Source organism: Verrucosispora sp. WMMD703, from assembly GCF_049178935.1.
Taxonomy (GTDB): Bacteria; Actinomycetota; Actinomycetes; order Mycobacteriales; family Micromonosporaceae; genus Micromonospora; species Micromonospora sediminimaris.
Genome location: NZ_JBMHMM010000004.1, coordinates 5,748,153 through 5,762,135, shown reverse-complemented (window position 1 = coordinate 5,762,135; position 13,983 = coordinate 5,748,153). Strand labels below are relative to the sequence as shown.

The following is a 13,983-nucleotide window of genomic DNA, read 5'->3' as shown; positions in this document are numbered from 1 at the left end:
TCCCCTGCGGGCTGCTGCTGCTGCTCGCGACTGCGGCTCTCCGGCCCACGCCTCGTGCTGCGTCGAAGGGCTCGCGTCTCACGGTCGCCGGTTGTGACGGTACCGTGCGGACCATGGAGAACCCGCTTACCCCCGAGGTCCTCGCCGATCCGGTGGCGTTGACCCGCGCGCTGGTCGACATCGAGTCCGTGTCCCTCAACGAGAAGGCCATCGCCGACTGCGTGGAGGAGGTTCTGCGGGTGGTCCCGCACCTGACCACCTACCGGTACGGCAACACCGTGATGGCCCGTACCGACCTGGGGCGGGCTTCCCGGGTGGTGCTCGCCGGCCACCTGGACACGGTGCCGCTGAACAACAACTTCCCGTCGACCCTGCGCGGCGACCTGATGTACGGCTGCGGCACCTCGGACATGAAGTCCGGGGTCGCCTATGCACTGCATCTCGCGACGAGCCTGCCCGCGCCACGCTACGACGTGACGTACTTCTTCTACGAGGCCGAGGAGATCGAGTCGAGGTACAACGGCCTGCACCTGGTCGCGCAGGCGCACCCGGACTGGCTGGAGGCCGACTTCGCGCTGCTGTTGGAGCCGACGTACGGCATCGTCGAGGCCGGCTGCCAGGGCACCATGCGAGCCGTGGTGGTGACCACCGGGGTACGGGCCCACTCGGCCCGTTCCTGGCACGGGGTCAACGCGGTCCATGGTGCCGGTGAGGTGCTCCGCCGCCTGTCGACGTACCAGGCCCGGCGGGTAACCATCGACGGCTGCGATTACCGGGAAGGGATGAACGCGACCCGCATCCACGGCGGGGTCGCCGGCAACGTGGTGCCGGACCGGTGCGAGATCGAGGTGAACTACCGCTTCGCGCCGGACCGTACGCCGGCCGAGGCCGAGGCGCACCTGCGTGAGGTCTTCGCGGACTACGAACTGACCGTGACCGACTGCGCGGCCGGTGCCCTGCCCGGGCTGGAGGCGGCTCCCGCCCGCGAGTTCCTGGCGGCGGTGGGCGCCGCGCCCATCGGCAAGCTGGGTTGGACCGACGTGGCCCGGTTCGCCGCGATGGGGATTCCGGCGCTCAACTTCGGCCCGGGTGATCCGAACCTGGCCCACCACCCGGACGAGCACGTCGAGATCAGCAAGATCCGCGACGGTGCGGCGACGCTGCATCGCTGGCTTGCCGCCTGATCGTCCCGGCCCCGTCAGCGGGTGAGCGCGTCGACGGTCAGACGGCGCTCAGGTGGGACTCAGCGCCCGGATCGGTCGGCGGTTCGGGTGGCTTGTCGAGCAGGCGGGTGCGGCGGCGCTCGGCCACCACGTCGCGGATGCGTCGCTGCATCTGGCGGCGAATCCGGATCCGTTCGTTGTTGCTGATCACGCTGTCTCCTCCCCCGAAGCCTGCGCGCCGGGGCATACCCGGTATGTGAATAGTAAGACGTACGGGAAAGCGATTTGGTTGCACAAGATCACAAAGTGTTTGCCGGGTTCTCCGGCCGGACTCCACTACGGTTGCTTCCATGACCCAGAGCAACCGGCGCGAACGAGAACAGGAGCGGCATCGCGGCGCCGTCACACTACGTCGCCAGTCGATCACCAATAGCACTGCGGATCAACGCCTGCTGGACTCCCGGGCGCGGGCCGACTGGAAGACGAAGGACGCCTGGCGGGCGTTGCGGATCCTCTCCGAGTTCGTGGAGGGCTTCGACACCCTCGCCGATTTGCCGCCGGCGGTCAGCGTCTTCGGGTCGGCGCGCAGCAAGCCGGACAGCCCCGAGTGTCAGCTCGCCGAGGCGCTGGGGGCGGCGCTGGCCCGGGCCGGCTACGCGGTGATCACCGGCGGCGGTCCGGGCGTGATGGAGGCGGTCAACCGGGGGGCCAGCGAGGCCGGCGGCCACTCCGTCGGCCTCGGCATCGAACTCCCCTTCGAGCAGGGCATCAACGAGTGGGTCGACCTGGCCATCGACTTCCGCTACTTCTTCGCCCGCAAGACCATGTTCGTCAAGTACGCCCAGGCGTTCGTGGTGCTGCCCGGCGGGTTCGGCACCATGGACGAACTCTTCGAGGCGCTCACCCTGGTGCAGACCGGGAAGGTCACCCGGTTCCCGGTGGTGCTGATGGGCGCGGACTACTGGCAAGGGCTGCTCGACTGGCTGCGTGACACGATGGCCGCCGAAGGCAAGATCGGCCCGGTCGATCTGGAGCTGATCTGCGTCACCGACGATGTCGCGGCGGCGGTGCGGCACATCGTGGAGGCCGAGGCCGCCCTCAGCGTCGAGCAGGAGACCGTCCGCGAGGAAGCCGTCGCCCGGGTCGCCGCCGACCAGCAGGCCGCCGCCACCGAGTCGGCCGCCGCCAACGGGCAGGCGGCTGCGCAGGGTTCGGCTGGCCTCAACCGGCAGGCGGCGGAGAGGTCGGCTGCTGCTGACGGGTCGTCGGTCGCCGCGGACGAATCCGCCGCGACCGACGACCCGGCGGGGCGCTGACGATGGCCGCGATCTGCGTGTTCTGCGCATCCTCCCGCACGCTCGACAAGCGTTGGCTGGACCTGGCTGCCGACACCGGTGCGGAGATTGCTCGGCGTGGGCACACGCTGGTAAGCGGCGGGGGCTGCGTCGGGATGATGGGTGCGCTGGTCAACGGCGCACGCGCGGCGGGAGGTCGCACGGTGGGCGTGATCCCGCAGGCACTTGTCGACCTGGAGGTCGCCGACCTCGCCTCCGACGAACTGCTGGTCACCGAGTCGATGGCCAGTCGGAAGATCCTGATGATCGAGAAGTCGGACGCCTTCCTCACCCTGCCCGGCGGGCTCGGCACGCTCGACGAACTCTTCGAGGTCTGGACCACCGCGACGCTCGCCCTACACCACAAGCCGATGGTGTTGGTCGACACCGACGGTTTCTACGACCCGCTGCTGGAGTGGTTGCGCAAGCTGACCGATCAGACCTTCCTCAAGCCCGCCGGCTTCGACCTGCTGCGGTCGGTCGACACCGTCCCGAGTGCGCTCGATCTGATCGAATCCCACCTCACCTGACCGCCGCCTGGCCGTGACGCGGCCCGGCCGCCCGTCGCCCCGGCCGCCCGGCTCGGGACGTGGTCGGCTCGGGATGCGGTCGGTTCGGGATGCGGTCGGCTCGGCTTGTGATCGGCTTGGGATGCGGCGAACCGGGCCTTCCCGTCGAGCGGAAGCCCCGACTTGCCGCAAGCCGAGCGCCGGACACCGACCGGGCGGGTGTGGCGGGTCGGGCGGTGTCGCAGGGCCGTGATGGGATGGCGGGATGCAGGCGTACCGGTTGGTGCGTCGGCCCGCCGGGCCGACCGAGGGGAGCGGCCCGTCCGTCGAGCCCCCCTCGGATGCCGCTCACCCGCAGGCCGGGCAGGGGCAGGGCGCGCCGGATCAGGTCAGGTCAGGTCAGGCCGGGCAGGGTCAGGGCGCGCCGGATCAGGCCGGGCAGGGTCAGATCACGTCAGGTCAGGCCGGGCAGGGTCAGATCAGGTCAGGTCAGGCCGCGCCGGGTCACGCCGCGTCCGGTCAGGCCGAACAGGGTCAGGCCGCGCCGGGGCAGATCGATCCGCGGCAGGCGGAGGTCGTCGCGCACACTGCTGGTCCAATGCTCGTGGTGGGCGGGCCGGGCACGGGTAAGACCCGGACCCTCATCGAGGCGGTCACCGCCCGGGTGACCGAGGGTGTCGACCCGGAGCGGATTCTGGTGCTCACCTTCAGCCGACGCGGTGCCGCCGATCTGCGGCACCGGATCGAGGCGCGGATCGCCGCGACCGGTCAGCGGGTGCTGCGTGAGCCGCTGGTGCGCACCTTCCCCGCGTACGCCTTCGGTCTGCTGCGACGGGCCGCTGCCGAACGCGGCGAACCGTCACCCCGGCTGCTCACCGGTCCGGAGCAGGATCTGATCATTCGCGAGCTGCTCGACGTCGTCGGTGCGGAGGCCGACGCGGAGGCCGACGCGGAGCCCGACGACGACCAGGTCGGTTGGCCGGCGGATCTGCGGCCGGCGCTGCGTACCCGGGCATTCGCCGCCCAGTTGCGCGACCTGCTGATGCGTGCCGCCGAGCGGGGGGTGGGCCCGGTCGAGCTGGCCCGGCTCGGTGAGCGGCTCGGCCGCGCCGACTGGCCGGCCGCCGCCCGGTTCCTCCGGCAGTACGTGGCCGTGCTGGCCCTGCGTGACGTGGCCAACCGCGGCTCGGTCGCCTACGACCCGGCGGAGCTGGTCCGGGCCGCCACCGGGATGCTGCGCGACGATCCGGAGCTGCTCGCCGCCGAGCGGCGCCGGCTGGCGCACGTCTACGTCGACGAGCTGGCCGACACCGACCCCGCGCAGCTGGAGCTGCTGGACACGGTGGCCGGCGGCGGCCTTTCCCTGGTCGCCTTCGCCGATCCCGACTCCTCCACGTACGCCTTCCGGGGAGCCGACCCGGGCGGAGTGACGAGCTTCCCCCACCGGTTCCGGACCGCCTCCGGCGCACCGGCCGCCCAGGTGCTGCTGACCACCAGCTACCGCGCGGGGGAGCGGCTGTTGGCCGCCACCACCCGGCTGGGCCGACGGCTGCGCGGGCCGGCCGCACACCGGCAGCTACGACCGCTGCCGGACACCCCACCGGGGACGGTGGAGGTACGCACGTTCTCCTCGACCACGAGTGAGGCGGCGTGGTTGGCGCACGCGTTACGGGAGGCACACCTGCTCGACGGCGTCCCGTGGGCGCGGATGGCGGTGCTGGTCCGCTCCACCGCCCGGCAGCTGCCCGGGCTGCGTCGGGCGCTGCACGCGGCCGGCGTGCCGACCGTGGTGCACGGTGAGGATCTTCCGCTGCACCTGCAACCGGCGGTCGCGCCGCTGCTGCTCCTGCTGCGCTGCGCGTTGGAGCCGGAGCGGCTCGACGAGGAGGCCGCGGTCGCGCTGCTGCACTCGCCGCTCGGTGGTGCCGACCCGCTGGCGGAGCGGCGCCTGCGGCAGGGCCTGCGTGCCCTCGCCCTGGCCCGGGGCGACCGGCGGCCCTCCGGAGAGTTGATCATCGAGGCGCTCCGTGACCCGGCCGAGCTGATCGGAGTCGAGCGGCGTTGGGCCGAGCCGGCGCAGACGGTGGCCGGGTTGCTGGCCGTCGCCCGGGAGGCGGCCGAACGGCCGGCCGCCACCGCGGAGGAGGTCCTCTGGGCCGTATGGCGGGCCAGTGGGCTGGCCGAGTTGTGGTCGGCCGCGCTGACCCGAGGCCCGACAGTGGCCGGCGAGGGTGATCTCGCCCGGCGTCGCCGGGCCGAGGCGGCCGACCGTGACCTGGACGCCGTACTTGTCCTCTTCGACGCCGCCGCCCGGTTCACCGATCGGCTGCCGGGCGCGCGTACCGAGGTCTTCCTCGACCACGTGCTCGGTCAGGAGCTGCCGGCCGACACGCTCGCACCGACCGCCGACCGGGGCGACGCCGTGCGGCTGCTCACCGCGCACGCGGCCAAGGGACTTGAGTGGGACCTGGTCGCGGTGGCCGGGGTGCAGGAGGGTGTCTGGCCGGATCTGCGGCTGCGCGGCAGCCTGCTCGGCTCGGAGCGCCTGGTCGACGTGCTTGCCGGCCGAGGCGACGGCGCGGCCGCGCTCGCCACCGTGGTCGGGCAGACCTCGGCGCTGCTCGACGAGGAGCGGCGGCTGTTCCACGTCGCGGTGAGCCGTGCTCGGCGGCGGTTGCTGGTCAGCGCGGTCGCCTCCGCGTCAGTGGGCGGCGACGACCACGAGGAGCAACCCAGCCGATTCCTCTACGAGCTGGGCCCCACCGACGATCCGGGTGGTGCCGGCGGTCCGCCGCGGCCCCAGCCGCCGGACGAGCCGCTCCCAGCCGGCACCCCGGCGGACGGCATCCCGGACGATGACGGCCCGGCGGGTACCACCGGGGACGGGCATTCCGCGCCGGCTCGGCTGCCGCTGAGTCGGCCGCCCCGGGCGCTCACACTGCCCGCGTTGGTGGCGGAGCTGCGTACCGCGGTCGCCGATCCGGCGGCACCGCTCGCCCGGCGGCGCGCGGCAGCGGCCGAACTGGCACGGTTGGCCGCCGCCGGGGTGTCCGGCGCGCATCCCGACGACTGGTGGGGGCTGCGCCCGCTCTCCGACGACCGGCCGATCGTCGACGACGGTGAGCCGGTCCGGGTGACCCCGTCCGGGATGGAGAGCGCGTTGCGGTGCAGCCTGCGCTGGCTGTTGGAACGGCACGGCGGCAGCGCACCGGCCAGCACCGCGCAGGGCGTCGGCAACCTGGTGCACGCGGCGGCGATGCTCGCCGAGGACGCCAGGGCCGACCGCGAGACGCTGCTGGAATACGTGGCCGCCCGCTTCGACGCGATCGAGCTGGCCGCGCGGTGGATGGTCGGTCCGGAGCAGACCCGCGCCGAGGAGATGGTCGACAAGCTGCTGCGCTGGCTGGCCGCCAACCCGCGCCGGCTGCTCGCCATCGAACAGGAGTTCGCGGTACGCCTCGACGATCCGCGCCGGCCGGTCGAGCTGACCGGCCGGGTCGACCGATTGGAGATCGACGCGGACGGCCGCTTGGTGGTGGTCGACCTGAAGACCGGCAAGTCCACCGCGGTCACCGAGCGCGAGGTGGCCGAACATCCCCAGCTGGGCGCGTACCAGGCGGCGGTGGAGGCTGGCGCGTTCGCCGAGTTCGGCGACGAGCCCGGTGGCGCGGCACTGGTGCAGCTCGGCACCGGCGCGAAGGATGCCCGCGAGCAGGCCCAGCCGCCGACCACCGACGGTCCGGAGGCCGGCTGGGCGACCGCGCTGGTGCGCCGTACCGCCGACACGATGGCCGCCTCGACCTTCGCGGCGGTCGCCAACTCGAAGTGTCGGGTCTGCCCGGTGCGCAGCAGCTGTCCGGTCTCCGGTCAGGGCCGGCAGGTGGTCGAGCCGTGACGCAGCCCACCCTGTTCGAGCCGGTCCCACCGGCACCCCGCGCGGCGGACGCCGGCCCCCGGTACACGCCTGTGGAACTGGCGAAGCTGCTCCGCCTGCCGGCGCCCACCCGGGAACAGGCGGCGATCATCGCCGCGCCGGTGGAGCCGCTGCTGGTGGTCGCCGGTGCGGGCTCGGGCAAGACCGAGACGATGGCCGCCCGGGTGGTGTGGTTGGTGGCCAATTCGTACGTCCGGCCGGAGCAGGTGCTCGGCCTCACCTTCACCCGCAAGGCCGCCGGTGAGCTGGCGCACCGGGTACGCGTCCGGCTCGACCAGCTGGTCCGCCGGTTGGGCCGCCGCGAGCGCAACCCGCTCGACGACCCCCTCGCCGGTGAGCCGACGGTGGCCACCTACCACTCGTACGCCGGGCGGATCGTCACCGAGCATGGTCTGCGCGCCGGCTACGAGCCCTCCACCCGGTTGCTGACCGAGGCGTCCCGCTGGCAGCTGGTCGACCTGATCGTGCGCAACTACGACGGGGACATGTCCGAGGTGGACCGGATGCCGAGCACCGTCACCGACGCGGTCCTCGCGCTCGCCGGTGAGCTGGACGAGCACCTGGTCGAGCCGGACGAGCTGGCCGCCTGGACCGGCCGGTTCTTCGCCGACGTGCAGTCACGTCCGGGGCGGATCTACGCCGGGGTACGCAAGGCCCTCGCTCTCCAGCAGGCCCGGCTGAAGCTGCTGCCGCTGGTGCGCGGGTACGCCCGCCGGAAGGACGATTTCGAGGCGATGGACTTCGCCGACCAGCTCGCTCGGGCGGCTCGGGTCGCCCGGGACCATCCCGGCGTCGGTGAGATCGAGCGTAGTCGCTACCGGGTGGTGCTGCTCGACGAGTACCAGGACACCAGCCATGCCCAGGTGGTGCTGCTCAGAGCGCTGTTCGGCGACGGCCATCCGGTGACCGCGGTGGGTGATCCCTGCCAGTCCATCTACGGCTGGCGGGGAGCCAGCGCCGGCACGCTCGACCGTTTCCCGACCGAGTTCGCCCGCATCGACGGCGGCGCGGCGCGGGTGCTCGGGCTGACCACCAGCTGGCGCAACCGACCGGAGATCCTGGCGGTGGCGAACGCGCTGGCCACGCCGCTACGCGCGGCCGGGGCGCGGGTGCCCGAGCTGCACGCCGCGCTCGCTGTCGACGAGCCGATTCCGCATCGCAGCCCGCGCGGGGCCGCCGCCGGCACGGTGCACTGCGCGCTGCTGTCGACCTACGCCGACGAGGCCGACTGGATCGCCGACAGCCTGCTGGCCGCCTGGCGTGGGGCGGCCGGCACATCGGGCGTGTCGCCCGAGCACATCCCGGTGACGCGACGCCCGACCACGGCGGTGCTGGTCCGGCTGCGCAGCCAGATCCCGGCGATCGCCGCCGCGCTGCGCGAGCGCGGCCTGCCGGTCGAGGTGGTCGGGCTCGGCGGTCTGCTGGACACCCCTGAGGTACGCGACGTGGTCTGCACGCTGCGGGTGCTGGCCGACCCGACCGACGGGGCGGCGTTGCTGCGTCTGCTGACCGGAGCACGGTGGCGGATCGGGCCGCGGGATCTGGTGGCGTTGCACCGTCGGGCCAGGGCCATCGCGGCGGCCCGCCGCCGGCTGGCTGACGACGGCGCTCCGGAGATCACCCCAGACCGCCTCGATGAGGCCACCCTCGTGGAGGCGCTTGCCGACCTGGGGCCGGCGCAGGCGTACTCGGCCGAGGGGTACGCGCGGCTGCGCGCGTACGCCCGGGAACTGGGCCTGCTCCGCTACCGGCTGGACCAGACCCTGCCGGAACTGATCGCGGACGTGGAGCGGACCACCGGGCTCGACGTGGAGGTGGCGGTGCGGGCGGGCCGCGACGGCGCCGGTGACGCCGGGCTGGCCCGGGGGCACCTGGACGCGTTGGGTGACGTGGCCGCCCGGTTCAGCGGGGAGTCGCCGGCCGCCACGCTCGCCGGGTTCCTGGCCTATCTCGCCGCCGCCGAGGATGAGGAGCGCGGTCTCGCGCCGGGCGAGGTCGAGGTGGTCGAGGGGGCGGTGCAGATTCTCACCGCACACGCCGCCAAGGGGCTGGAGTGGGACGTGGTGGCGGTGGCCGGGCTGAGTCGTGGCGTGTGGCCGGGGCCGGTCCGCAATTCTGACCATTGGCTCGGCGGCCTGGGCGTACTGCCGTTCCCGCTGCGCGGCGACACCGACGGGCTGCCCGAGTTGGCCCTGGCCGAGGCGGACGACCAGCGTGGCGTGGCCCGGGCGGTGGAGGACTTCACCGATGCCTGGCGGGCCCACGACGAGCGGGAGGAACGACGGCTGGCGTATGTGGCGGTGACCCGGCCCCGGCGGCTGCTGCTCTGCTCCGGCCACTGGTGGGGTGAGGGCACCAAACGGCCGCGCGGACCGTCGGCGCTGCTCCGCGAGGTGCACGACGCCTGCCTGGACGGCGGTGCCGGCCACCTGGTCGACGAGTGGGCGCCGGAACCCGCGCCGGACGCGGTGAACCCGACCACCGAGGTGGTGCTGCGGGCCGAGTGGCCCGCCGATCCACTCGGCCCTCGCCGTCCGGTGTTGGCCGAGGCGGCGGCGCTGGTCCGCCGTTTCCTGACCGACGGCGACGCCGGGGACCCGCCGGACGACGCGGTCGGGGAGGATCCGGACGTGGCCCGGTGGCGACGGGAGGCTGAGCTGCTGCTGGCCGAGCGGGCGGAGGTGAGCCGGCTCTCCGGCCCGATCGAGGTGTCGCTGCCCGAGCAGCTGTCGGTGACGCAACTTGTCGCGTTGCGCCGGGATCCGGCCGGGCTGGCCCGGGCACTGCGCCGCCCGATGCCGACCGAGCCCAACCCGTACGCTCGCCGGGGCACCGCGTTCCACGCCTGGCTGGAGCAGCGGTTCGGCGCGGACCGGTTGCTCGACACCGACGAGCTACCGGGGGCGGCGGACGCGGACGCGGCGCCGGACGAGGAGTTGGCCGAGCTCCAGCGGCGCTTTCTGGCGAGCGAGTGGGCCGACCGCACTCCGATCGAGGTGGAGGTGCCGTTCGCCACGGTGATCGGCGGTGTGGTGGTACGCGGCCGGATGGACGCCGTGTTCCGCCGGCCGGGCGACCGCTTCGACGTGGTCGACTGGAAGACCGGCGCGCGGCCGGAGGGCACCGCGGCCGAGGTGGCGGCGGTGCAGTTGGCGGTCTACCGGCTGGCCTGGGCGGAGCTGGCCGGTGTGCCGGTCGACCGGGTCGGTGCGGCGTTCCACTACGTGCGTGACGGGGAGACGGTCCGTCCGATGGACCTGCTCGACGTCGACGGGCTGACCGCGCTGATCAGCTCGGTTCCCGAGTCGACATGAAGCACTGGCGTGGTGCCGGATCCGTGGTAGGGTTCTCTCGTTGCAGTTTCGGTTACCAGCTCTGTTTGCGCCTGGCGGAATGTGGCCCCAGGCGCTCTTTGTTATGTCCGGACTTCTCCGGGCGGGGCGACCAGCAGCGACAGGCGTTCCGAGCAGGTTCGCTCGGGACATTCCTCTTTCAACTCCGCAACAGGTGCGGAGTTGACGTTCCGTCAAGGAGACGAAACAAGCATGGCTATTGGCACCGTCAAGTGGTTCAACGCTGACAAGGGCTTCGGCTTCATCACCCCGGACGGCGGCGGCGCGGACGTCTTCGCCCACTTCTCGGCGATCCAGTCCTCCGGCTACCGCAGCCTCGACGAGAACCAGCGGGTGGAGTTCGAGGTCGTGCAGGGCCAGAAGGGCCCGCAGGCGGAGAACATCCGTCCGCTCTGACCTCTCGGTCACCCGGCGTCGGCCGGGTCACCACCGTGCAATGCGCACCGGTGGTGGCCCGGCCGTCCCTGTTTCCAGCGCGGGCGCGAGGCCGGCATCCCCGGCCGGTCCTGGTCGGCGCGTCAGCCTGGCACCGAGCGGCACCGCAAAGCCTGAGTCGGCAATCAGCGTACCGACCGTCGGGTGGGCGACTGTCTTCCTGAACCGGCTCGGGAAGCCTGGCTGCGGGGGGAGGGGCCGGGGGGCTCCTGATCGGGTACGGGGGAGGAAGACCATGGTGGGCTCGGCAGCGCGTGAGCTGCTTCTGGTGATCGCGGTGGCGGCAGTCGGGCTGCTGCTGGCCACGGCCGTGACGTTCGCACCCTGGCCGGTCACACCGGGCGGGTCCGCTCCGTCCGGCCTGGTGGAGCTGCACCGACCGGCATCGACCGACCGTACGGGCACCGCGTCCGGCTGACGGGACGCGGTGCTCCGGTCGGGTCTTCGCGCAGACCCGACCGCGGTGCGCTTCCTCGCACGCCGGCACCGGCGGGCGCGCCGAGACGTTAGGGTCGGATCCGTGCCGACCCGCAGAGCGAGAATCCCAGCGACGAGGTATCCGGTCGAACGGTTCACCCTCGACAACGGCCTACGGGTCGTCCTGACCCCCGATCGCAGCGCCCCGGTCATCGGTGTGGCGGTCGTCTACGACGTCGGCATCCGCTCCGAGCCGGAGGGGCGCACCGGTTTCGCCCACCTCTTCGAGCACCTGATGTTCCAGGGCTCGGAGAACCTGGAGAAGCTGGCCCACTTCCGACATGTGCAGGGGGCCGGCGGCACCTTCAACGGCTCCACCCATCTGGACTACACCGACTACTTCGAGACCCTGCCGAGCAACGCCCTGGAGCGGGCGCTGTTCCTGGAGGCCGACCGGATGCGTGGCCCTCGGTTGACCGAGGAGAACCTGCGCAACCAGGTCGACGTGGTCAAGGAGGAGATCCGGGTCAACGTGCTCAACCGGCCGTACGGTGGGTTTCCCTGGTTGACCCTGCCCCCGGTGCTGTTCGACACCTTCCCCAACGCCCATGACGGGTACGGCTCCTTCGATGATCTGGAGTCGGCCACCGTCGCCGACGCCGCGGACTTCTTCCGGCACTACTACGCCAGCGGCAATGCGGTGCTCGCGGTCAGCGGGGACATCGACACCGCCGAGGCCGTCACGCTGATCGAGCGGCACTTCGGTGACGTACCGGCCCGTCCGGCACCCGACCGGCCGGACTTCGCCGAGCCGGACCTGACCGTCGAGCGGCGCACCGCGTACACCGACAAGTTGGCGCCGCTGCCGGCGGTGGCTTCGGCGTGGCGGGTACCCGACCCGATCGGCGACTTCGCCGCCTACCTGCCGTACGTGGTGCTGGCCGAGGTGCTCACCGACGGGGACGCGTCGCGGTTGGTGGAGCGGTTGGTGCGCCGGGACCGCGCGGTGACCAGCGTCGGCGGCTACCTGGGTTTCATGGGCGACCCGTTCGACGTACGCGATCCGACCGCGTTGCTGCTCCAGGCGCATCTGCCGCCCGGCGGCGACGTGGACAAGGTGCTGCGGACGCTGGACGAGGAACTGGACCGGCTCGCCCACGACGGGCTCGGCGACGGCGAACTCGCCCGTACCCAGGCCCGGATGGCCACCCACCTGCTGCGCGAGACCGATGCGGTGCTCGGCCGGGCGCTGGGAATGGCGGTGCTGGAGCAGCAGCGCGGCGAGCCGGGGTTGCTCGGTGAGCTACCGAGCCTGATCGGCGAGGTCACCGACGAGCAGGTCCGGGCTGCCGCGGCCACCCTGCGCCCGGAGCGCCGCGCCTCCGTCGAGGTCCTCCCCGGAGGTGGGTCTCGGTGAGTGCGAGGAGTGAGCCGGGTTTGCGAGCCCCGCAGTCACGAACGGAAGGTGGTGCACGATGACCGCGACCGCACCGCGACGACCGTTGCCGCCGCTGGGACCGACCCGCCGGCTCAAGCTGCCCCGGCAGGCCGAGCGCACGCTCGGCAACGGGCTCACCGTCATCGTGGTGCGCCGGCCGGCGGTCCCGTTGGTGGAGCTGCGGCTCTGGATGCCCTTCGGACGGGCTCACCTGGCCCGGGGTCACCTGCTCACGCAGACCCTGCTCGCCGGCACGGAGACGATGAGCAGCGTGCAGATCGCCGCCGAGTTGCAGAAGATCGGCGGCGGGCTCTCCGCCGGGCTCGACCCGGACCGGCTGATGATCTCCGGCACCGGCCTGGCCACCGGGCTGGACCGGATGCTGGAGATCCTCGCCGAGGTTCTCACCGGGGCGAACTACCCGGCCGGGTGGGTGGGCGTCGAGCGGAGTCGGCTAGTCGACGGCATCGAGGTCGCCCGGAGCCAGCCGGCGCACCTGGCCCGTACGGCACTGCTCCGGCGGATCTTCGACAGGCACCCGTACGCCGTGCAGACACCGGAGCCGGAGCAGGTCGCCGCGGTCCGCCCGGCGGCGTTGCGGTCGCTGCACGCCCAGCGGTTGCATCCGGCGGGTGCGGTGCTCGTACTGGTCGGGGATCTGCGTCCGGAACGGGCGTTGGACGCGGCGGAGAAGGCCCTCGGCGGCTGGAACGGTGCCGGGCACGCGGTCGAGGTGCCGCCCGCCCCGCCGCTGAAACCGGGTCCGCTGCTGCTTGTCGACCGACCCGGTTCGGTGCAGTCGTCGATGCGGGTGGCGTTGCCGGCGGTGCCGCGTACCCATCCCGACCACGCCGCCCTGCAACTGGCGAACTTGGTCTTCGGCGGTTACTTCTCCTCGCGTTGGGTGGAGAACATCCGGGAGGACAAGGGCTACACCTACGGCCCGCACTCGTTGATCGAGCACGCGGTGGCCGGCTCGGTGCTGGTGGCCGCCGCCGAGGTGGCCACCGAGGTGACGGCACCGGCGTTGTTGGAGACGAGTTACGAGCTGGGTCGGCTCGCCACCGTGCCGCCTGCGCCGGACGAGTTGGAACAGGCTCGGCAGTACGCACTCGGCACACTCCAGCTCGGCATCTCCACTCAGGCCGGGTTGGCTTCGCTGGTCAGCGCGTACGCCGGCAACGGGCTGCGGCTGGACTTCCTGGCCGAACACGCGGCCCGGCTGGCGAAGGTGGGTGTCGACGACGTCACCGAGGTGGCGGCTCGCTATCTCGCTCCGTCCCGAGCTGTCACGGTCGTGCTCGGCGACGCCGAGCGGGTCGCCGCGTCACTGGCCACGCTGGCCCAGGTCGAGACCGTTCCCGTCCCGTGACGAGCGTGCGTCGTCGTGGTCGCGCGAC

Annotated in this window: 9 protein-coding genes and 1 pseudogene; 9 read left to right on the top strand and 1 reads right to left on the bottom strand. The window is 72.7% G+C overall.

The genetic code is table 11. The features are described 5' to 3' along the window. Window positions 1-113: 113 nt before the first annotated feature. Entirely contained in the window at window positions 114-1,184 is a 1,071-nt protein-coding gene (gene dapE / locus ACN26Z_RS26740) for a succinyl-diaminopimelate desuccinylase (protein WP_093405494.1), read from the top strand. A gap of 37 nt (window positions 1,185-1,221) precedes the next feature. Here the strand turns inward: dapE and ACN26Z_RS26735 are convergent, their stop codons facing one another. Beyond that, a complete protein-coding gene (locus ACN26Z_RS26735) occupies window positions 1,222-1,374 on the bottom strand; it encodes a hypothetical protein (protein WP_170863441.1) in 153 nt (50 codons plus the stop codon). A gap of 139 nt (window positions 1,375-1,513) precedes the next feature. On the opposite strand from ACN26Z_RS26735, the pseudogene ACN26Z_RS26730 reads away from it, so the two are divergent. The 8 genes and pseudogenes from ACN26Z_RS26730 to ACN26Z_RS26695 all read left to right on the top strand — a co-directional run. Further along, window positions 1,514-2,338: pseudogene (locus ACN26Z_RS26730) on the top strand (TIGR00730 family Rossman fold protein); the annotation flags it as partial. Between the two features lie 143 nt (window positions 2,339-2,481). Continuing rightward, on the top strand, window positions 2,482-3,027 hold the full coding sequence (locus tag ACN26Z_RS26725) for a TIGR00730 family Rossman fold protein (RefSeq protein WP_093405120.1): 546 nt from the start codon (window positions 2,482-2,484) through the stop codon (window positions 3,025-3,027). 244 nt (window positions 3,028-3,271) lie between these two features. Next, window positions 3,272-6,901 carry a PD-(D/E)XK nuclease family protein gene (locus tag ACN26Z_RS26720; RefSeq protein WP_421463908.1) on the top strand — a complete coding sequence of 1,210 codons (3,630 nt, stop codon included), beginning with the start codon at window positions 3,272-3,274 and terminating at the stop codon, window positions 6,899-6,901. Next, window positions 6,898-10,254 (top strand): ATP-dependent helicase, encoded by a 3,357-nt coding sequence (locus tag ACN26Z_RS26715; RefSeq protein ID WP_421463906.1) that lies wholly within the window; start codon window positions 6,898-6,900, stop codon window positions 10,252-10,254. The genes ACN26Z_RS26720 and ACN26Z_RS26715 overlap by 4 nt, the downstream gene beginning before the upstream one ends. A 231-nt stretch (window positions 10,255-10,485) precedes the next feature. After that, window positions 10,486-10,689: a cold-shock protein gene (locus tag ACN26Z_RS26710; protein WP_013735772.1), complete on the top strand. Its 204-nt coding sequence runs from the start codon at window positions 10,486-10,488 to the stop codon at window positions 10,687-10,689. Window positions 10,690-10,963: 274 nt separating this feature from the next. Continuing rightward, window positions 10,964-11,146: a hypothetical protein gene (locus tag ACN26Z_RS26705; RefSeq protein WP_093405125.1), complete on the top strand. Its 183-nt coding sequence runs from the start codon at window positions 10,964-10,966 to the stop codon at window positions 11,144-11,146. Window positions 11,147-11,248: 102 nt separating this feature from the next. Next, the gene (locus ACN26Z_RS26700) at window positions 11,249-12,562 is read left to right on the top strand and encodes a M16 family metallopeptidase (RefSeq protein WP_093405128.1); all 1,314 of its coding nucleotides are present in this window, start codon (window positions 11,249-11,251) and stop codon (window positions 12,560-12,562) included. Window positions 12,563-12,620: 58 nt separating this feature from the next. Further along, the gene (locus tag ACN26Z_RS26695) at window positions 12,621-13,955 is read left to right on the top strand and encodes a M16 family metallopeptidase (protein WP_421463903.1); all 1,335 of its coding nucleotides are present in this window, start codon (window positions 12,621-12,623) and stop codon (window positions 13,953-13,955) included. The last annotated feature ends 28 nt before the right edge of the window (window positions 13,956-13,983 follow it).